At 70.6% G+C, this 20,025-nt stretch carries 19 protein-coding genes; 14 read left to right on the forward strand and 5 right to left on the reverse strand.

Annotation, left to right across the window (positions count from 1 at the left end):
* The first annotated feature begins 6 nt into the window (after positions 1 to 6).
* On the forward strand, positions 7 to 1,965 hold the full coding sequence (locus RM704_RS29535) for an outer membrane protein assembly factor BamB family protein (protein ID WP_033531966.1): 1,959 nt from the start codon (positions 7 to 9) through the stop codon (positions 1,963 to 1,965).
* A 292-nt stretch (positions 1,966 to 2,257) separates the two neighbouring features.
* A complete protein-coding gene (locus RM704_RS29540; RefSeq protein ID WP_078937496.1) occupies positions 2,258 to 2,953 on the forward strand; it encodes a helix-turn-helix transcriptional regulator in 696 nt (231 codons plus the stop codon).
* Between the two features lie 19 nt (positions 2,954 to 2,972).
* Here the strand turns inward: RM704_RS29540 and RM704_RS29545 are convergent, their stop codons facing one another.
* The 3 genes from RM704_RS29545 to RM704_RS29555 all read right to left on the reverse strand — a co-directional run bounded on the left by RM704_RS29545 (position 2,973) and on the right by RM704_RS29555 (position 5,309).
* Positions 2,973 to 4,175 carry a serine hydrolase domain-containing protein gene (locus RM704_RS29545; protein WP_078937497.1) on the reverse strand — a complete coding sequence of 401 codons (1,203 nt, stop codon included), beginning with the start codon at positions 4,173 to 4,175 and terminating at the stop codon, positions 2,973 to 2,975.
* A 71-nt stretch (positions 4,176 to 4,246) separates the two neighbouring features.
* On the reverse strand, positions 4,247 to 4,450 hold the full coding sequence (locus tag RM704_RS29550) for a DUF397 domain-containing protein (RefSeq protein WP_033531968.1): 204 nt from the start codon (positions 4,448 to 4,450) through the stop codon (positions 4,247 to 4,249).
* A 7-nt stretch (positions 4,451 to 4,457) separates the two neighbouring features.
* Positions 4,458 to 5,309: a helix-turn-helix domain-containing protein gene (locus tag RM704_RS29555; protein WP_033531969.1), complete on the reverse strand. Its 852-nt coding sequence runs from the start codon at positions 5,307 to 5,309 to the stop codon at positions 4,458 to 4,460.
* A 214-nt stretch (positions 5,310 to 5,523) separates the two neighbouring features.
* Here RM704_RS29555 and RM704_RS29560 point away from each other — a divergent pair, with 214 nt between their 5' ends.
* The 11 genes from RM704_RS29560 to RM704_RS29610 all read left to right on the forward strand — a co-directional run bounded on the left by RM704_RS29560 (position 5,524) and on the right by RM704_RS29610 (position 17,799).
* Entirely contained in the window at positions 5,524 to 5,934 is a 411-nt protein-coding gene (locus RM704_RS29560; protein WP_311591366.1) for an ATP-binding protein, read from the forward strand.
* A gap of 32 nt (positions 5,935 to 5,966) precedes the next feature.
* Entirely contained in the window at positions 5,967 to 6,845 is an 879-nt protein-coding gene (locus tag RM704_RS29565; RefSeq protein ID WP_033531970.1) for a hypothetical protein, read from the forward strand.
* A gap of 891 nt (positions 6,846 to 7,736) precedes the next feature.
* The gene (locus RM704_RS29570) at positions 7,737 to 8,255 is read left to right on the forward strand and encodes a GntR family transcriptional regulator (protein WP_078937498.1); all 519 of its coding nucleotides are present in this window, start codon (positions 7,737 to 7,739) and stop codon (positions 8,253 to 8,255) included.
* The gene (locus RM704_RS29575) at positions 8,252 to 9,199 is read left to right on the forward strand and encodes an ABC transporter ATP-binding protein (RefSeq protein ID WP_033531971.1); all 948 of its coding nucleotides are present in this window, start codon (positions 8,252 to 8,254) and stop codon (positions 9,197 to 9,199) included. Before RM704_RS29570 ends, RM704_RS29575 begins: the two co-directional genes overlap by 4 nt.
* Positions 9,196 to 10,215 carry an ABC-2 membrane transporter-related protein gene (locus tag RM704_RS29580; protein WP_033531972.1) on the forward strand — a complete coding sequence of 340 codons (1,020 nt, stop codon included), beginning with the start codon at positions 9,196 to 9,198 and terminating at the stop codon, positions 10,213 to 10,215. Before RM704_RS29575 ends, RM704_RS29580 begins: the two co-directional genes overlap by 4 nt.
* Positions 10,216 to 10,309: 94 nt before the next feature.
* Positions 10,310 to 13,693 carry a S8 family peptidase gene (locus RM704_RS29585; RefSeq protein ID WP_033531973.1) on the forward strand — a complete coding sequence of 1,128 codons (3,384 nt, stop codon included), beginning with the start codon at positions 10,310 to 10,312 and terminating at the stop codon, positions 13,691 to 13,693.
* 179 nt (positions 13,694 to 13,872) lie between these two features.
* Positions 13,873 to 14,934, forward strand: a complete 1,062-nt coding sequence (gene galT / locus RM704_RS29590) for a galactose-1-phosphate uridylyltransferase (protein WP_033531974.1) — start codon at positions 13,873 to 13,875, stop codon at positions 14,932 to 14,934.
* Positions 14,931 to 15,893, forward strand: coding sequence for a UDP-glucose 4-epimerase GalE (gene galE / locus RM704_RS29595; RefSeq protein WP_033531975.1), 963 nt, complete (start codon positions 14,931 to 14,933; stop codon positions 15,891 to 15,893). The genes galT and galE overlap by 4 nt, the downstream gene beginning before the upstream one ends.
* Positions 15,894 to 16,088: 195 nt before the next feature.
* The gene (gene galK, locus RM704_RS29600) at positions 16,089 to 17,249 is read left to right on the forward strand and encodes a galactokinase (protein WP_033531976.1); all 1,161 of its coding nucleotides are present in this window, start codon (positions 16,089 to 16,091) and stop codon (positions 17,247 to 17,249) included.
* 53 nt (positions 17,250 to 17,302) lie between these two features.
* Positions 17,303 to 17,554: a type II toxin-antitoxin system Phd/YefM family antitoxin gene (locus RM704_RS29605; RefSeq protein WP_033531977.1), complete on the forward strand. Its 252-nt coding sequence runs from the start codon at positions 17,303 to 17,305 to the stop codon at positions 17,552 to 17,554.
* The gene (locus RM704_RS29610) at positions 17,551 to 17,799 is read left to right on the forward strand and encodes a type II toxin-antitoxin system RelE family toxin (RefSeq protein ID WP_033531978.1); all 249 of its coding nucleotides are present in this window, start codon (positions 17,551 to 17,553) and stop codon (positions 17,797 to 17,799) included. Before RM704_RS29605 ends, RM704_RS29610 begins: the two co-directional genes overlap by 4 nt.
* Positions 17,800 to 17,833: 34 nt before the next feature.
* On the opposite strand, the gene RM704_RS29615 is transcribed toward RM704_RS29610, so the two are convergent.
* Positions 17,834 to 18,277, reverse strand: coding sequence for a GNAT family N-acetyltransferase (locus tag RM704_RS29615; protein ID WP_192829849.1), 444 nt, complete (start codon positions 18,275 to 18,277; stop codon positions 17,834 to 17,836).
* A gap of 261 nt (positions 18,278 to 18,538) precedes the next feature.
* Between RM704_RS29615 and RM704_RS29620 the strand changes: the two genes are divergently transcribed.
* The gene (locus RM704_RS29620; RefSeq protein ID WP_033531980.1) at positions 18,539 to 19,321 is read left to right on the forward strand and encodes a LuxR C-terminal-related transcriptional regulator; all 783 of its coding nucleotides are present in this window, start codon (positions 18,539 to 18,541) and stop codon (positions 19,319 to 19,321) included.
* Positions 19,322 to 19,396: 75 nt separating this feature from the next.
* Here RM704_RS29620 and tamR read toward each other — a convergent pair whose 3' ends face one another.
* Positions 19,397 to 19,894: a MarR family transcriptional regulator TamR gene (gene tamR, locus RM704_RS29625; RefSeq protein WP_311591367.1), complete on the reverse strand. Its 498-nt coding sequence runs from the start codon at positions 19,892 to 19,894 to the stop codon at positions 19,397 to 19,399.
* Positions 19,895 to 20,025: the final 131 nt, after the last annotated feature.

Below are 20,025 nucleotides of genomic sequence, written 5' to 3' on the forward strand. Positions count from 1 at the left end.
CACGTCATGACGCAGCCGCCGCCCCCGCCGAACCAGCCGCCGAACCAGCCGCCGAACCAGCCGCCGGGCCAGCCCCAGAACCAGCCGCCGGCCCCGTCCTTGTCCAAGGACCAGCCGCCCGCGCAGCCCCCGGCCCCGGGTCAGCAGCCCCCGCAGAGCACCCCGCCGCAGGGCGGTTTCGGCGCGCCCACGCCCCCGCCGCCCGGCGGTTTCGGCGCCCCGACGCCCCCGCCGCAGGGCCCGCCCGCGCAGGCCCCGGGCTACGGCTACCCGCAGACGCCCCCGCCGGCGCAGCCGGGTTACGGCTACCCGGGCCAGCCCGGTCAGCCGGGTCCGTACGGCCAGCCGCAGCCCGGCCCGTACGGCCAGCAGCCGCAGCCCGGTCCCTACGGGCAGCAGCCGTACGGCTATCCGCCGCAGACCATGCCGATGCAGCCCCAGGTGGGGCACGCCCCGGGCGGTCCCGGCGGCAAGAAGAAGCTGAACTCCGCGGCGATCATCATCACCGCGGCGGTCGCGGCCATCGCCCTCATCGTCGGCGGCGGCGTCTACATCGCCACCTCCAGCGGCGACGACGACAACGGCAAGAACGACACCGCCAGTTCGGAGGGCACCTCCGGCGGCAAGGACGACACCAAGGGCGACGACGACGGCGGCTCCTCGTCCGGCGGTTCGTCCTCCGGCGGCGTGGAGATCCCGACCACGGCGCAGGAGAAGGCACCGTCCAGCCCCAGCGCGAAGATCCTCTTCCAGGTGCCCGCGCACGAGGTCAAGGAAAAGCTCCAGATCGACAGCGTCAAGGGCTCCTGGCTGACGAAGACCACGTACGCCAAGTCCGCGCTCAACAAGATCGTCGGCTACGACCCGGACAGCGGCAAGGCCAAGTGGACGCTGGACCTGGCCGGCCAGACCTGCGCGGGCTCGCGGGAGATCACCACCGAGGGCATCGCCGTCGTGGTGACCGAGTCGGCCAAGCGCAAGAACAACGACGACCGCCAGCCCTGCACCGAGGTCACCGCCTTCAACGTCGAGACCGGCAAGGAGGTGTGGACCAAGAACGCCGACCTCAGCGGAAGCAAGGTGCCGTTCGGCGAGGTCACCATCTCCGGTACGACGGTCGCCGCGGCCGGCGGCTACTCCGGTGGCGCCGCGTTCGACGTCAACTCCGGCAAGGTGCTGTGGTCGCCGAAGGCCGGCGAGTGCACCGACGAGGGCTACGCGGGCGGCGCCCAGCTGGTCGCGGTCCGCAAGTGCGGCGACTACGGCAGCGAGACCTTCGAGATCCAGCTGCTCGACCCGAAGTCGGGCAGCGTCAAGTGGACGTACAAGGTCCCCTCCGGCATCCAGCGCGCCACGGTCATCTCCACCAACCCCGTCGTCTTCGGTGTGGTGACGGGCAGCGACGTCCCGCTGACCGGCACGACCGACATCTTCTCCCTCGACGACAAGGGCAAGCTGCGCGCCAAGATCTCCGTCCCGGACGACAAGTACGACTACGAGTGCCCGGTCCGCGGTGTCTGGGCCTGCCGGGGCATCTCCGTCGGCAACGACAAGGTGTACATGCCGACCAAGAGCCACGACGGCACCGGCGCCTACAGCTCCACCAACGAGATCGTCTCCTTCTCGCTGGCCACCGGTAAGTCCACCGGTGACCGCGTCGACGCGGGCGACGACCACGAGCTGTTCCCGATCCGTATGGACGGGCCGAACATCATCGCCTACAAGGACGGCCCGTACGACAAGGGCGCCCAGATCGTCTCCGTCGACGGCAAGACGCTGAAGCAGACCAAGCTCCTGGAGACCCCGGCCTCCGAGTCGGTGCTGCGCGCGATCAGCGCCATGACGCCGACGATGAGCGAGATGCTCTACACCGACGGACGGTGGTTCATCGGCTCGGAGCTCGTCAGCAAGCCGTACTCGGACGACGAGAAGGAGTACACGGCGCTCGGCTTCGGGGCGAAGTAACCCCACGCGCCCCCTCGGCCTCGTTCCACGGCCCCGCCCCAGCTCAGGGGCGGGGCCGTGCACGTATCCCGCATCACGCTCGAATCGGAGGGAATTTCGGTAATCCGGGCACTTCTCTCCCGTAGGGGGAGCGCAACGTCGAACAAGCGTGTAGCTTCCGGGGGCATGAAGAGCGGGCGTCGACCGGCGAGTCGACGGGAAGTCGGGGGGCTTCTGTCCGCGAGGTCCGGTGGGCAGCCATAGTGGGCAACCATCTGGGGGACTGTGGGGGACTGGGGGGTGGGGTGGCTCGATGGGAGTGCGGCTCATGGTGGTCGACGACCACCGACTGCTGGCCGAGGCGTTGGCCTCGGCCTTGAAGCTGCGGGGACACCGGGTCCTGGCGGCGGCGGCGCCCGCCGCGGGCGCGGCGGAGCTGGTGATCACCAGGGCACCTGAGGTGTGCCTGATCGGCACGGCGACACCCGCCGAGCCGGGGATCTTCGACCCGGTGGTGAAGATCAAGCGCGAGCGCCCGCAGGTGGCGGTCCTGGTCCTCGGACCGGTGCCCAACCCGCGCGGCATCGCGGCGGCGTTCGCCGCCGGCGCCTCGGGCTACGTCCGGCACGACGAGCGCATCGAGGGGGTCGAACGGGCCATCATGAAGGCCCGCGCGGGCGAGGCGGCGGTGGCACCACAGCTCCTGCAGAGCGCCTTCGGCGAACTGCTGAACCCCGCCGCCCAGCCGGACGACGAGGGCCAGCGGCTCCTGCAGATGCTGACCCCGAGAGAGGTCGAGGTCCTGGTCCGCGTCGCGGACGGCGAGGACACCCGCCTCATCGCGGCGGGCATGGGCATCGCCCCGTCGACGGCCCGCACGCACGTCCAACGGGTCCTGATGAAGCTCGGCGTCGGCTCCCGCCTGGAGGCGGCGGCACTGGCGGCCCGCACGGGCTTGCTGGACCGGGCGGGGCCGGTGCGGCAGGGCCCGCCGGGCCCGGAGGCATAGGGGAGGGGAGCGCGGTCGGCTACTTCCCGCGGTGCTCCCCGGGCCGGGTGGCGCACAGGGCGTGGTCGACCAGGTCCGTGGTGGCCCGGATCTGCCGTACGGCGGTCTGCTCGTCGCCCGGCCGGCTGTGCACGGCGACGGTGACCGAGGTCCGGCCGTCCCGCGTCGTCCCGGGCCACGCCAGAAAGCCGAAGCCGCTGCCGCTGTGGCCCCAGTAGCCACCGCCGCAGGTGAGCGGCGTCCAGCCGATGCCCAGCCCGTAGCGTGAGCCCGGCACCTCGCCGGGGCTGTCGGGCACGGCGACGGTGCGCAGCATCTCGGCGAGCTGGGCGGGGGCGAGGAGCCTGCCGCCCAGCAGCGCGGAGAAGAAGCGGTTGGTGTCGGCCGTGGTGCTGATCATCGACCCGTCGGCGTCCCCGTCGAAGGGGAGGTAGGCGAGGGTGGTGTCGGTGAAGGTGGTGCGGGCGCCGGCGCCGTCGCCCGTCCCGAACTCCTGGTAGTTGCGGGCGTGCGGCCGGGGAAGACGGGGATCGTCGCCCGGCGCGTACGTCCGCGTGAGCCGCAGCGGCCGCAGGATCCGCTCCCTCACCTCCTCGTCCCACCCCTTGCCGGTGACCGCCTCGATCACCATCCCGGCGAGGATGTAGTTGGTGTTGGAGTACTCCCAGCGGGCCCCCGGCTCGAAGACGGGAGGGTGCGTCATGGCGAACGCGACGCGCTGCGCCGAGGTGTACGTCGTCGACCGGTGCTTCAGATACCCGGCGGCGCTCAGCTCCGGGACGACGTCGGCGACGTAGTCCGGCAGCCCGCTGGTGTGCTGCAACAGCTGCCGGACGGTGATCCGCCGCCCGTCGTTCCCACTGCCCCGGACCACCCCCGGCAGCCACCGCTCCACCCGGTCCTCCAGCGACAGCCGCCCCTCACCGACGAGCTGGAGGACGACGGCGGCGACGTACGTCTTGGTGGTGCTGCCGATCCGGATGTACTCGGCGGGCGGCACGGGCGCACCGGTGCGGAGGTCGCCGACCCCACTGCGAACGGTCCGCGTCCCACGAGGCCGGTCCACCCGCACGGACACGCCGGTCACCCCCGAGTCCCGCAGGGCGTCGGCGTCCCGTTGCAGGGGGTCCGCCGCGGCTTGGGCGCGGGCCGGGGCGAGCGTGGCGAGGAGGGCGAGAGCGAGGGCGACGACGGAGGTCGAGGCGGTGTGGGGGGTGCGCATGGAACCACGGTAGAAACGCACGTCCCGGACCAGCCATCCGGCGAACCCCCGCGTGTCGCAGGGGGTTTTTCTCAGCTCGTCGTACGAAACCCGCCGGCCTTTATGTGGTGGAGGAGTCCGGCTAGGGGGGTGGGGGTGGTGCGGAGGTGGGTGGTGGGGGTGGTGGATTCGCGGAGGCCGAGGAAGTTGGGCGCTACGGCGGCTATCTCGACGCAGGTGTCGCCTTCGCCGCCACCGGAGTACGTGGACTTCTGCCAGTGCGGGGCGCGGTCCATCGTGTCCTCACAGTTCCTTCGTCAGACGGTGGATGAAGTCCCGTGACGTCGTGGGGTCCAGCGACGCCTCCTTCACCTTACGAAAGAGTGTTCGGAGTTGCTTCAGCTGTGCTTCGGCGTCGATGAACAGGACGCCGGTGGGTGAATCGCGAAGCCCGGTGTCCAGGCGGGGCACCGGACCGCCCAGGTACATCATCGAGGCGGCGGCACCGGCGAACCCGTCCTGATCGGTGGGGATGACCCGCACCGTCACGTGCCCCCGCTCGATCTCGGCCAGGATGCGGCGGAGTTGGGCGAGCGAGGTCTGCCGGTCGGCCACTCGGATCCGCAGGGTGAACTCGTGGACGATCGTCTCGTACGGCAGCGGATGGTCGCCTTCGATGACCGCGCGCCGCCGCATCCGGTGCTCTACCCGAGGAGTCAGCTCGCTCTCGGGAAGTTCGGGGCGCGTGTAACTGAAGACCGCTCGTGCGTAGTCGGCGGTCTGGAGCAGTCCGGGCACATAGGCGATGGCAACCTCGTCCAGGAACGTCGCATGGTGCTCAGCCTCGGCGACGTCCAGATTCACCTGGGGCAGGACGCCTCGGTAGTCGTCCCACCAACCGCGCGTGCGGTCGGTCGCGATCGCCACAAGGGCCTCGATGAGTTCCGCGTCCGTGCAGGCGCAGTGAGCCGCCAGCCTGCGGAGCCTCTCCTCGCTGATCGCCGAACTCCCGGCCTCGATCTGGCTCATGTGGGCCGAACTCGCTCCGAGGAGCCCCGCGACCTCCTTGGCGGGCTTGTCCGCCGCCTCACGCAGCTTGCGCAGCTCGGACCCCAGGCGCACCTGTCGTGCCGTGGGCTGGTTCCGCATGGTCATCCGAGTAACTGCCTCTCCGTGACTCCTCTTTCGGGTGTCAGATTACGGCAGCGTGTTGCAAGGGTATGAATTTCTACCCTACCGTCAGTGATGCGCCGCACACCCTGCGCATGCGGGGCTTCCGGAAGCGCACCACTCCGTCACGCCCCGACGGCTGAGGCAATGCCACCGGACCGCCCCCGAACCCCACCCCCACCCCGAACGGAGTTCACCCATGCCTGAAACGGCTGCCGAACCCTGGGAGTACGTCCTCCACATCCCTCATGACCCCCGAGCCGTCACCGTCTCCCGCCGCACCCTCCGACTGATCCTGACCATGCACGGCCTGACCGCTCTCCTCGACCCCGCCGAACTCCTCGCCACGGAACTGATCGCGAACGCCGTACTGCACACCAAGGGCCCGGCGGCCCTGCGCGTCCGCTGGTCGAACGGAACGCTCTGGATCGGAGCCTGGGACGCGGACCCCGAACCCCCGGAACCCCCATGCCACTTGGCGAAGCCCGACACGGAGACCGGCCGAGGCCTCGCCCTCGTCCGCGCCTGCACGGACGTGTGGGGCTGGCAGCCGTCCTCCCGCTTCGGTCATCGCGGCAAATACGTGTGGTGCGAACTGCTGACCGCGTAGCTCGTTGACCATCCCGAAAGAAAGGAGATCCGATGGTCAGCTCGCCGCACGAGGCGCTGCACCGCATCTTCCAGAAGGACCCCTCGCTGCTTACCCGCACCCTGCAACGTGTGTTGCACGTGCCCTTCCCCGAGCCGCGCGAGTTCGCCGCCATGAATGTCGACCTCACGGAGATCGAACCGGTCGAGCGGCGCGTGGACACGCTCTTACGGGCGGAGACCGACGAGGGGACGTATCTCCTGGTCGTCGAGTCCCAGGGCAAGAAGGACGAAGCCAAGCAACGCAGTTGGCCGTACTACCTCAGCTACCTGTACGCGAAGTACCACTGCGACCCGGTGCTGATCGTGATCACCCAGAGCCGCGCCACGGCCCGCTGGGCGGCGCAGCCTATCCATCTCGGGGTACGCGGTCGCCCCTCGCTGACGGTACGGCCGCTCGTGCTGGGCCCGGACAACGTACCGGTCATCGCGGACGAGCGAGCGGCCGAGCGAGATGTCTCTCTCGCGGTGCTCTCGGCGATGACGCATGGCAAGGGCCCCAAGGCTGCCGCCATACTGAAATCCCTGGTGGCCGCCCTGCATACCATCGACGCGGAGAGCGCCGCGGTCTTCGTGCAGTTCGTCGACTCGTGCCTGAAGGACCCCGAGGCACAGCAGATCTGGAGGGACCTCATGACGGATACGCAGTACTTCTGGCGACACCCGCTCGCTGAGCAGACGCGTGAGGAAGGCCGGGAGGAAGGCCGGATCCAGGCCCAGATCGAGATGATCTTCAAGACCCTCGAATGGCGCGGCATCCCGGTGCCGGACCACGTCCGCGAACGAGTCACCGACTGTCCTGACCGGGACCAGCTCATGATCTGGGCGGAGCGAGCCCTTCGGGTGACCGCCGCCGAGGATCTGTTCCGCTGATCAGGTACTGCGTACCGGGGCCGAGCGCCTGTGCGGGGCAGCGGCCCCTGGTCCCCGCCCCGCACAGCCGGAAGGTCTACTCCGGCGCTCCCCCTCGGCCTCCTCTGACCTCGCGGCGGCTCTGCGGACCGTGAACCCCGACATCGGTGAACTACTTCTACAAGAACCCGGTCGCGGTGAAGCTGCGAGAGGAGGGTCGGGTCGAGGAACGAATCGCGGAGCGGATCGCCGGCGTCCTGCGCACGCTCGACCGGCTCACATCGACGTACCCGACTCCGTCCGCCAGAGGGTACGCAGCTGCACCGACCCCGACCGCCTCCAGATCTGGGTGGACCGGGCCTGCGAGGTCACCGACGCCGCCGAACTGTCCGACGACGACCATGCCTGACCCGGCTGGCGTCTTGCCCACTGGTGCGTCCCGGTCGTGGGCGCACCAGCGTCAGTGAGAGACGCAAAAGGTCGGCGCCCGTGCCTTCGTCCCGTTTCGCGCGGGACGGCGGCGGCGCTGATGGTGTACACGTCCTCAGGTCTTCGGCGGCTTCCGGCTCGCGAGGTGTCGTCAGAGTCCCGTCGGTGAGACCCACCAGGCACGTGGCCGCGGCCGCGCCTCGGTAGACGGGCCCGCCGTCCCCCTTGTCCGGGCCGATTGCACCGACGATTGCACCGTGGCCGGCGGAGTGCCGATTGCTGTCGCGGGTGCGGCAAGGAACCTGAACGAAATCTCATCGGTCGGGGGTCTCGGATGGGCGGGGTGGGAGCCGTGCCCACGACGTCGCCGGACCGGCCGAGGCGTCCGACGGCGGCTCGCAGACCGTTCCGGCGCCCCGACCTGTGGGCTTTGACAGGTTCGCGATCGGTGCTCCATCATCATTTCACTAGTCGACTAGTGGAATGGTGGTGAAGGCGTTGGAGTTCCGCATCGACAGGCGGAGCGGGGTCGCCGCCTACCAGCAGATCGTCCAGCAGACCAAGCAGGCGCTGCGGCTCGGCGTACTCGGGCCCGGCGACCAGTTGCCCACGGCCAAGGCGGTTGCGGAGACCTCCGCGGTCAACCCCAACACCACGCTCAAGGCGTACCGCGAGCTGGAGCGGGAGGGGCTGGTCGAAGCACGGCCGGGACTGGGGACGTTCGTGCGTCAGTCGCTGGCTCGTCCGCAGGCGGCGGTGGATTCGCTGTTGCGCGGCGAGCTGGGGAGCTGGATGGACCGGGCCCGCGAGGCGGGTCTTGAGCCGGACGACGTGACCGCTCTGGTCACGTCGGTGATGGAGGAGCGGTACGCCGGGACCAGGCCTGCCGCCGAGGGTGCGGGACCAGCGAGACCAGCGGGACCGGCAGGAACGACCGAACCAGCAGGTACCACCGGAACCACAGGAACCACAGGAACCACGGGGACAAGGGGACACGCATGACGAGCTACGAAACGGGCTACGGGGGGTCGGCGGACACGTCCGCGATAGAAGCCCGCGGGATAGGCCGGAAGTACCGCCGGGGCTGGGCGCTTCGGGACTGCTCCTTCCGGCTGCCGGCCGGGCGGATCTGCGGTCTGGTCGGTCCCAACGGGGCCGGCAAGACCACGCTGATGGCCATCGCCGCCAACCTGCTGGAGCCGACCACCGGCACCCTGCGCGTGTTCGGCGCGGCCCCGGAGTCCGCGGAGGCCACTCGGCGTACCGCGTTCCTCGCCCAGGAGAAGCCCCTGTTCCGGCGCTTCACCGTCGCCGAGACCCTGCGGATGGGACGAGAGCTGAACCCCGGCTGGGACCAGCGGGCCGCCGAGGACATCGTCCGCGCGGGCAATGTGCCCTTCGACGCCAAGATCGGCACGCTCTCCGGCGGCCAGCGCACCCGGGTGGCCTTCGCCGTCTCCTTCGGCAAGCGTCCCGACCTGCTGCTCCTCGACGAGCCGATGTCCGACCTCGACCCACTGGTCCGCCACGAGCTGATGGGCACCCTGCTGGCGGAGGCAGCCGAGCGCGGCACCACCGTGCTGATGTCCACCCACATGCTCGCCGAGTTGGAGAACACCTGCGACTACCTGCTGGTCATCGCGGGCGGCGGGCTGCGCCTGGCCGGTGAGGTCGACGAACTCCGCACCTCCCACGCCGTGCTGACCGGGGTCCGGTCCGACGGGCGGACGCCCCCGGAGCTGGCGTACCACACGGTGGTCGAGACCCGCACCAGCGGACGGCAGTTCACCGCACTGATACGCCCCGACGGGCCGGTCACCGGCGGCCCGTGGGAGGCGAGCACCCCGAACCTGGAGGAGCTCCTGCTCGCCTATCTGCGCTCGCCCGAAGCCCCGCCGCTGATCAGCCCCAGTTCCTACGTCGCCCCGCAGACGGTGGCGGCATGAGCACGATGACCAGCACCGGCGGCACCGGCAGCACCTTCTCCGACTCCGCCCGCGGCGCGACCGGCCGTGGCCGCGGTCTCCGGCTCAGCGGCATGAACTGGCTCGTCTGGCGTCAGCACCGTGCCGCCTACTGGACGCTCCTGGCCGCCACCGCGATCACCGTCGCGGTGATCGTCTACCAGCGCCAGCAACTGATCACGTACCTCGACGGGTACGGCTACCCCGACCTCAAGTCCGGCTGGGAAACCGCATACGACCAGGATCCGCTCAACATGGCCGCCACGACGCTCGGGTTCCTGCCCGTCCTGGTCGGTGTCTTCGTCGGTGCGCCCCTGCTCGCCGGCGACCTGGAGACCGGCACCGGCAAGCTGGTCACCGCGCAGTCCGTCAGCCGCGTTCGCTGGATCGCCACCAAGCTCGGGGTGACCGCGCTCGTGGTCGTGGTGTGCACCATGGCGCTCTCCGCCGCGTTCACCTGGTGGTGGTCGCCCCTCAAGTCGTCGTCGTACTTCATGAGTTGGGCCGACGGTCCCGCCTTCGACAACACCGGACCCGTGCCCGTGGCGCTCACCCTGCTCACCGTCGTCGGTGGCGTGGCGATCGGCATGCTGCTGCGCAGGACCCTGCTGTCCATGGTCGTCACCCTGGGCTTCGCCGTCGCGCTGCAGGTGGTCTGGTCGTACTTCCGGACGTCCCTCGGGAACGTCGTCACGGTCACCACCCACAACGGTGTCGGGAACGACTCCGCGCCGAACATGCCCGAGGGCGCCCACCAGCTGGACGAGTTCTACCTCACCGCCTCCGGCGACCTCATCGGCTGGGGCAGCTGTGCCGAGCCGACGGAGAAGGCCCGCGAGGCCTGCCTGGACGAGGCGCAGGTCGTCGGCTGGTCGGTCGACTACCTCCCGATCTCGCAGATGTCCTCCATGCAGTGGCTCGGCGCCTCGATCCTGCTGGCCCTGACCGCCGGCATCGCCGCGTTCGTCATCCTCTGGGGTCGCAAGCGCCTCGTCTGACCGTCCGGCCAGGCGCCTCGTCCGACCCGATCCTCCGGCGGTCTTCCGCCCCCTACGCGGCCGAGCGGCCACAGCGTCGCTCGGCCGCGCCCTGATGCTGCCCCGAACCGGCGAGCACATCGCCATGAACCATGTCGAAAGGCCCGAGTTGACGTCGCACAAGCGCAGGAAACGAATGGTCACCACCGTCCCGTCGGCGGCCGCCCTGGCGGCGGCGCTCGGCGCCGGACTGCTGGTGAGCACATCCGACAGTGCCGAGGCCGCCCGGCCGGGGCCCCCGGCCGGCGCCCCCGCGAGGACCGTCACCCTCGTCACCGGCGACAAAGTGACCCTCGACGCCATGGGCAAGGTCACCGGCGTGGCGGCCGCCGAGGGCCGCGAGGGGATGGCCTTCCGCGTCCAGCAGGCCGAGGGCCACGCGTACGTCCTGCCGCGTGACGCCGAACCGCTGATCGCGAACGGGACCGCCGACCGGCGGCTGTTCGACGTGACGCGACTGGTGAGTTCGCGCTACGACGACGCCCGCCGCTCCGACCTGCCGCTGATCGTCACCTACGACAAGGGCACAGCCCTGTCGGCGAGCACGTTCCGAAGCGCGGGCGCGACCGTCCGGCGGGATCTGCCGAGCATCAACGGTGACGCCGTACGCGCCCGTAAGTCCGAGGGCTCCGCGCTGTGGGAGACCCTCACCAGCGCGACCGGCTCCGCGAAGGTCAGGAAGATCTGGCTGGACGGCAAGGTCAGGGCGACCCTGGACAAGAGCGTGCCGCAGATCGGCGCGCCCGCGGCGCACACGGCGGGATACGACGGCAAGGGCGTCAAGGTCGCCGTCCTCGACACCGGCGTCGACGCCACCCACCCGGACCTCAGGGACCGTATCGACGCGGTGAAGAACTTCTCCGCCGCCGCGGACACCGTCGACCGCGCGGGCCACGGCACCCATGTGGCCTCGACGATCGCGGGCTCCGGGGCCGCGTCCCCCACGGGCGCGAAGTACGCGGGCGCCGCGCCCGGCGCCCGGCTCCTGGCCGGCAAGGTGCTCGACGACTCCGGCGAGGGCGACGACTCCGGCGTCATCGCGGGCATGCAGTGGGCCGTCGCGCAGGGCGCCAAGGTCGTCAACATGAGTCTGGGCGGCACCGACGCCCCCGGCATCGACCCCGTCGAGCAGGCCGTCAACGACCTGTCGGCCAGTTCCGGCGCCCTGTTCGTCATAGCCGCCGGCAACGAGGGGCCGGGAGAGGGCACCATCGGCACCCCCGGCAGCGCGGCCGCCGCGCTCACCGTCGGCGCGGTCGACCGCCGGGACGCCATCGCCGAGTTCTCCAGCCGAGGTCCCACGGCCGACGGCTTCCTCAAGCCCGACGTCACCGCGCCGGGCGTGGACATCGTCGCCGCCGAGGCCGCCGAAGGCGACATGGGCGACCCCGCCGCCGACGGCTATGTCTCCATGAGCGGTACGTCGATGGCGACCCCGCACGTGGCGGGCGCCGCGGCGATCCTGGCGCAGCGGCACCCGGACTGGACGGGCCCGCAGATCAAGGCCGCCCTCACCGCCTCCGCGACGCCGACCGACGCCACCTCCGCGTACACACAGGGCAGCGGCCGGGTGGACGTCGCCAGGGCGATCACCCAGCAGCTCACCAGCAGTCCCACCGCGCTGGGCTTCGGGACACAGGCGTACCCCCACACCGACGACCAGCCGGTCACCAAGGACGTCACCTACCGCAACGCGGGCACCGAGCCGGTCACCCTCGACCTGGCCACCGACGCCTACGGCAACGACGGAAGGCCGGCGGCGGAGGGCCTGTTCACGGTCTCGCCGCAGCGGCTCACCGTCCCGGCGGGCGGTGAGGCGACCGCCACCGTGACCACCGACACCCGCGTGGGAACGGCCGAAGGCAGCTTCGGAGGCTCGCTGACCGCCACCACCGCCGACGGCACGACGACCGCGCGCACCTCCCTGGGCGTGGTCCGCGAGGTCGAGTCGTACGACCTGACCATCAAGCACCTCGACCTCAAGGGCAAGGCCCTCGGCGACGCCTCGACGAGTATCTACGGCCTGGACAACGACATCTGGACGGAGGCCTCCGACGAGAAGGACGGCGAGGTCACCATCCGTCTGCCGAAGGGGCGCTACGCCCTGGAAGGCATGCTCCGCACCGCCGGCGACGGAGGGTCCGTGCTGCTGTACCCGAAGTTCGCGCTGACCAAGGACACGACCCTGGTCATGGACGCCCGGAAGACGAAGCCCCTCAAGATCACCGTGCCGGACGGCGCGGCCAAGCCCGCGGGCGCGATGTTCTTCCTCCACGTCGACGTCAACGACAAGCCGTACACCTCTGTGTACGACGTCCGCTCCTTCGGCAGCCTCCGCGTCGGACAGCTGGGTGCCCCGGCGCCGGCCGCCGAGGTGTCCGCGATGTACCACGGCATCTGGACCCACAAGTCCGTCAACTACCGGCTGGCCTGGAACCGTACGGGTGACCTGTCCGGCTTCACCAAGAACGTCAAGCGGGCCCAGCTCACCAAGGTCAAGGTCGTCGTCGGTACGCCCGTCAAGGGCAAGACCACGACCATCGTCGCCGCACCGCTGACGCACGGCGGCTTCTACAACCAGCACTCGACCGCGGGCCGTCTGCCGCTGACCGGCACCGACTACGTGCTGCCCAACGGAATCAAGTGGTTCTACCAGGTCAGCCAGTACGGCGCCCCCGACGCCGAGGGCGAGCCGACGTGGGAGAGCACACAGGCCGGCGTCCCCAGGGCGTACGCGGCGGGCAAGGACCACACCCAGCGCTTCAACATCGGCGTCTTCGGCCCGACCCTCCCCGCAGGTGCCCTCGCGGCCGTCCTCGACCAGCCCGGAGCGGTACGCGTCGGTGACACCTTCACGGCGTACGTCCCGCTGTTCTCCGACGGCGTCGGCAACCAGGGGAGCTCCGACCACACCAGGGCCAGGAGCTCGCTCCACGCCGACGGCAGGAAGATCTTCGCCGTGGACGCTCCTCTGAACGGCGACTCGTACACCGTTCCCGCGGGCAGGCGCGCCTACAAGCTCGCCGTGGACGTCTCCCGCGCTCCGGCACAGTCCGCGGTCAGCACCCGGACGACCGCCACCTGGACCTTCGCCTCGGCGCACGTCTCCGGTGACACCCCCGAGCGGCTCCCGCTGACGGTCGTCCGCTACACGCCCAAGCTGTCGACGGCCAGTACCGCCGAGGCCGACACGACCCTCACCGTGCCGTTCGCCCTCCAGGGCGCGGCCACCGAGGTCGGCACGCTGCGCAAGCTGGCCTTCACCGTCTCCTACGACGACGGCAGGACCTGGAAGAAGACCACCCCCGTGAACGGCAAGCTGCTCAAGCTGCGCAGCCCCGCCGAGCCCGGCCCCGTCTCCCTCCGCGTCGCCCTCACCGACGCCGACGGCAACACCCTGACCCAGACCATCCACCGCGCGTACCGCACCACCAAGTAGACGAGGAGAACGCAGTTGGCCCCCGCCGGGCGACCGGCGGGGGCCAACTGCTTTGCACCCGGACAGCCAACCGATAGTCCGGATCTGGTGATCTTTGTTTGATTGTGATGGTGACGAACGTCGGAACTTGTGCTTTGATGTGTTTGGTTCTGTTTGATGGGTGGGATGGGGAGTCCGGCGTGAAAAAGACCTCGACCCGGCTGGCCGACGGTCGTGAGCTGATCTACTACGACCTGCGCGACGACACCGTGCGCGACGCGGTGGACAAGCGGCCCCTGGAGCGCACCGTCACCACTTCGGAGGTACGCCGGGATCCGCTGCTCGGTGACTCCGTGGCGATCGCCTCGCACCGCCAGGGCCGCACCTACCACCCCCCGGCGAACGAATGCCCGCTCTGCCCCTCCGAGGGCGACCGGCTCAGCGAGATCCCGGACTCCTCGTACGACGCCGTGGTCTTCGAGAACCGCTTCCCCTCCCTCGCCGGCGACTCCGGCCGCTGCGAGGTCGTCTGCTTCACCTCGGACCACAACGCGTCCTTCGCCGACCTGACCGAGGAGCAGGCCCGCCTCGTCCTGGAGGCCTGGACCGACCGCACCGCAGAGCTGTCCCATCTCCCCTCCGTCGAGCAGGTGTTCTGCTTCGAGAACCGCGGTGCCGAGATCGGCGTGACCCTGGGGCACCCGCACGGGCAGATCTACGCGTACCCCTTCACCACGCCCCGTACCGCGCTGATGCTGCGCTCACTGGCGGCCCACAAGGACGCCACCGGCGGCGAGAACCTGTTCGACGCCGTCCTGGAGAGCGAACTCGCGGGGGAGCGGGTGGTCCTGGAGACCGAGCACTGGGTCGCCTTCGTGCCCTTCGCGGCGCACTGGCCGTACGAGGTGCACCTGTACCCGCGCCACCGGGTGCCGGACCTGCTCGGCCTCGACGAGGGGGCGCGCTCAGAGTTCCCCAAGGTTTATCTGGAACTCTTGAGGCGCTTCGACCGGATCTTCGGCGAGGGTGAGCCTCTGACGCCGTACATAGCGGCCTGGCACCAGGCCCCGTTCGGCACGCTGGAGGAGTTCGAGGGTGTCCAGCGCGAGGACTTCGCGTTGCATCTGGAGCTCTTCACCATTCGCCGCACCCCCGGCAAGCTGAAGTTTCTCGCGGGTTCCGAATCCGGCATGAACGTGTTCATCAACGACGTGCCGCCGGAGCGCGCGGCCGAGCGACTGCGAGAGGTAGCGAGTTCATGAGCGGTAAGTACCTGGTCACCGGTGGCGCGGGCTACGTCGGCAGCGTGGTCGCCCAGCATCTGCTGGAGGCGGGCCACGAGGTCGTCGTCCTCGACAACCTCTCGACCGGCTTCCGCGAGGGCGTGCCCGCCGGCGCGTCCTTCATCGAGGGCGACATCCGCGACGCCGGCAAGTGGCTCGACGGCACCTTCGACGCCGTCCTGCACTTCGCCGCGTTCTCGCAGGTCGGCGAGTCCGTCGTGAAGCCCGAGAAGTACTGGGACAACAACGTCGGCGGCACCATGGCGCTGCTCGCCGCGATGCGCGAGGCGGGCGTCCGCAAGCTGGTGTTCTCCTCCACCGCCGCCACCTACGGCGAGCCGGAGACCACCCCCATCGTGGAGTCCGCTCCGACGAGGCCGACCAGCCCGTACGGCGCCTCCAAGCTGGCCGTCGACCACATGATCACCGGCGAGGCCGCCGCCCACGGCCTGGGCGCCGTCTCGCTGCGCTACTTCAACGTCGCCGGGGCGTACGGCTCCTGCGGTGAGCGCCACGACCCCGAGTCGCACCTCATCCCGCTGGTGCTCCAGGTCGCGCAGGGCAGGCGGGAGGCGATCTCCGTCTTCGGCGAGGACTACCCGACCCCCGACGGCACCTGCGTCCGCGACTACATCCACGTCGCCGACCTCGCCGACGCCCACCTGCTGGCGCTGGACGCCGCGCGGCCGGGTGAACACCTCATCTGCAACCTGGGCAACGGCAACGGCTTCTCGGTGCGCGAAGTGATCGAGACCGTCCGCCGGGTCACCGGCCACCCGATCCCCGAGGTCGTCGCCCCGCGCCGGGCCGGTGACCCCGCCACCCTGGTCGCCTCCGCCGCCACGGCCCGCGAACGGCTCGGCTGGAACCCGTCGCGCGCGGACCTCGCGGAGATCGTGGCCGACGCGTGGCGGTTCACGCAGGAGCGGGCCCAGTAGTTCACGCGGGCGTGTGCCCGGTGGTTCGCGCGGGCGCGGGCCCGGAGGTCCACGCGGGCGGCGCGGCGCGGGTCGCGTGACGCGCCGAAGGGGCGCGGATCCGCACCCCCTCGCGCGCCAAGTAGTGTGCCGGCTCGGCCAGTTCGTCGGCCGAGCCGGTTCGTCGGTCGAGTACGGAAAGGTCAGGGTCAGGGGATGAGCGAGGCTGTCGTCGTCGCCGAGCGGTTCGAGGAGCTCTACGGGGCGGCGCCGGAGGGAGTGTGGGCCGCGCCGGGCCGGGTGAACCTCATCGGCGAGCACACCGACTACAACGACGGCTTCGTCATGCCCTTCGCCCTCCCGCACACCACCGTCGCGGCCGTCTCCCGGCGCACGGACGGCGTCCTGCGCCTGCACTCCGACGACGTCGAGGGCGGGGTGGTCGAGCTGTCCCTCGACGCGCTGACCCCGGAGGCCGACCGCGCCTGGACGGCGTACCCGTCGGGCGTGGCCTGGGCCCTGCGCGAGGCGGGCCACACGGCGGTGACCGGCGCGGACATCCATCTGACCTCCACGGTCCCGACGGGCGCCGGCCTCTCCTCCTCGGCGGCCCTGGAAGTGGTCGTGGCCCTCGCCCTCAACGACCTCTACGACCTGGGCCTCAAGGGCTGGCAGCTGGCCCGCCTGTGCCAGCGCGCGGAGAACGTCTACGTCGGCGCCCCGACCGGGATCATGGACCAGACGGCCTCCGCGTGCTGCGAGACCGGCCACGCCCTGTTCCTCGACACCCGGGACCTGTCCCAGCGGCAGATCCCCTTCGACCTGGCCGCCGAGGGCATGCAGCTCCTGGTCGTCGACACCCAGGTGAAGCACTCCCACAGCGAGGGCGAGTACGGCAAGCGCCGGGCCGGCTGCGAGAAGGGTGCCGCCCTGCTCGGCGTCGACGCGCTGCGCGACGTCGCCTACGACGAGCTGGACGCGGCCCTGGACCGCCTCGGCGACGACGAGGAGGTCCGCCGCCTGGTCCGGCACGTGGTCACCGAGGACCAGCGCGTCGAGCGCGTGGTCTCCCTCCTGGAGTCGGGCGAGACCCGCGCGATCGGCCCCGTCCTGGTCGAGGGCCACGCCTCGCTCCGCGACGACTTCCGCATCTCCTGCCCCGAGCTGGACCTCGTCGTCGACACCGCCCTCGCCGCCGGCGCCCTCGGCGCCCGGATGACCGGCGGCGGCTTCGGCGGCTCCGCGATCGTCCTCGTCGACGCGACCGACGCGGACGCGGTCACCAAGGCGGTGGAGGAGTCCTTCGCCGACGCCGCCTTCACGGCCCCGCGCGTCTTCGTGGCGGTGCCGTCGGCGGGGGCGCGGCGGGTCTCCTGACTTGAAACGTGCATGATGATGCCACAAGGTGAACCTTGTGGCATCATCGGCGCATGACTGAGATTGCGATCAGCGCGGCCCGCTCCCAACTCGGTGACCTCGTCCGTCGGGCCGCTCACGGCCGCGAGACCATCGCCCTCACGGACCACGGGCATGTGGCCGCGCTTCTTGTCTCACCGCAGGTGATAGAGGATCTCGAAGACGCCCTCGCGGTCGCGGACTACCAGCGGCGCAAGGCGGAGGGGACGCTCGGGGAGGGCATTCCGCACGAAGAGGTCGGGCGGATGCTGGGGCTGCGTCCGTGACCTATCGCATCATCTGGGAACCGGGTGCCACCAGCGCGGCTGTGCGGTTCCTCGCGGACGACCCCGTAGGTCTCGCCGCCGTGTACGAGGCCGTGGACACTCTCGCCAAAGTGCCGCGCCCCGGCAACTCCACCGCGTACGGCTCCAACACCCGGCGCCTCCGGGTCGGCCGCTACCGAGTCCTCTATCTGATCGACGACGACATGATCCGCATCCTCGTCACGAACCTCGGACGCACTCCGTAGCAAACGCCTGAGCCCGTGTCGCGTCCCCCACGGCTCACCCGAGCCTCTTCGTCAGCGTGTACTCCGTGATCCCCGGCGGATAGTCGGGGATCACGCACACCACCTCGTACCCGAGGCGTCTGTAGAACTCCGGGGCCTGGAAGTCCCAGGTCTCCAGGCGGGCCGAGCGGCAGGCGCGGTCCTGGACGGCCAGGTGTTCGGCCGTCGACATCAGACGGGAGCCGAGCCCCGCGCCCCGGTGGCGTTCGTCGACCCACAGATAGGTGATGTGGAGCCAGCCGGCCCAGGTGTGGCCGACCAGGCCGCCCGCGAGGTCGTCGCTGTCGTCCAGGACCCAGACGTGCAGCGGGACTTCGCGTTCGTCGGGCGTTCCGCGCAGCTCGCGGAGAATCGGCGAGGCGGCGGTGTTGCTGGCCCGCAATCGGGAATGAAGCAACCGCCTTCGTTCTCTGTCGACTTCTGTCTCCATACGAAACATGCGGCACACGATAAACGCGCTGGACAACCAGTTCTGCAAATCAGCTTCCGCTCCCGCCCCCCGGCCTTACTCTGATGAACAGCGCCGGTGGGGGCCGGTGCTGATCAGGGGGCGAGACAGTCGGGTACGACGCCCGGAGTGGGGGTAGCGGTTCAGCACGGCGGCGGCCGTGCGGCTGCGACGCCCCGTCCCAGGTGTAAACCGGGGCACGCTCCGGGCGCCGTACTCGCGCCGGTCGTCCCCCGACCAGTGGGGGTTTCAGTGGTTCGCATCCGAGTCCTGGTCGTCGACGACCACCGCATCTTCGCCGAGTCGCTCGCGGCGGCGCTGGCCGCCGAGCCGGACGTCGACGTGTCCGCCGCCGGCAGCGGCCCCGCCGCGCTGCGCTGTCTGGACCGCGCGGCGGCGGAAGGACGCAAGTTCGACGTGCTCCTGGTCGACGCCGATCTGGGAGGCCAGGCACAGCTCCCGGGTGCGCGGCCGACCGCCGTACCCGTGCCGGACGGCAGCGAGGACGGCCTCGTGGACGGCATATCGCTCGTCGCGGGCGTGCGTTCGGGACAGCCGAGCGTACGGATCGTCGTCCTCGCCGAGAAGGACGATCCGCGCCGGGCCGCGCTGGCCCTCCAGGCGGGCGCGTCCGGCTGGGTCGCCAAGGACTGCTCGCTCTCCCGGCTGCTCACCGTCATCCGGGGCGTGCTGCGCGAAGAGACACATCTGCCGCCCGCGCTGCTCACCGGCGTCCTGCGGGAGCTGACCGCCGCACGCAAGCACCGCACGGAGAGTGAGCGGCTCGTCGAGTCCCTCACCCCGCGTGAGCGGGAAGTGCTCCGGTGCATGGTGGCGGGCCTGGGGCGCAAGGCCGTCGCCGAGCGCCTGTTCCTCTCCCCGCACACCGTCCGCACGCATATGCAGAACGTCCTCGGAAAGCTCGGCGTCCACTCCACCCTCGCCGCCGTGGCCCTCGCCCGCCGCGCGGGCGTGGGGCCCGTCGACCTGGGGCCCGTCGGCCGGATCATCCCGGAGGAGAGCAGCAGCGCCTGACGTCCGCCGGTGGACGGGGTCCGATGCGTGCCGGACCCCGCTGCCTTCGGCAGGACCGGTCGGCGACTGAGGGCCCTAGCCGGGAATGTTGTCGAACGGGGCGGTCAACTGGCGCAGCAGGCCGGCCAGCTCGCCGCGCTGGGCGCGGGAGAGTTCGGCCAGGATCGCGCGTTCCTGGTCGAGAAGACCGGCGAGTGCCTGGTCCGCCCGGTCCCGGCCCTCGTCCGTGAGCCGGACGAGCACGCCCCGACGGTCACTGGGGTCGGGAAGTCGCTCGACCAGGCCCTTCTTCGTGAGCCGGTCGATACGGTTGGTCATCGTGCCCGAAGTCACCAGCGTCTGCGTGAGCAGCTGACCGGGCGAGAGCTGGTACGGGTCGCCCGCCCGCCGCAGCGCCGTCAGCACGTCGAACTCCCACGGCTCCAGCTGGTGCTCGGCGAACGCCAGCCGACGCGCGCGATCCAGGTGCCGGGCCAGTCTGCTCACCCGGCTGAGTACTTCCAGCGGCTCCACGTCGAGGTCGGGGCGCTCCCGGCGCCACGCTGCGACCAGCCGATCGACCTCGTCCTCCATGACGATCAGTGTAGTGGTTGTGTCGATGTGAAGTCTCTTGATGTCGAGATGATTAGAGTCAAGTCTCTTGACTTCGAGATAAGTGCGGTCGAGAGTGGGGATGCCTTGTGACAGGCCAGTCATGACGGATG

Origin of the sequence: Streptomyces gottesmaniae (assembly GCF_031845845.1) — a bacterium.
Lineage (GTDB): Bacteria > Actinomycetota > Actinomycetes > Streptomycetales > Streptomycetaceae > Streptomyces > Streptomyces akebiae.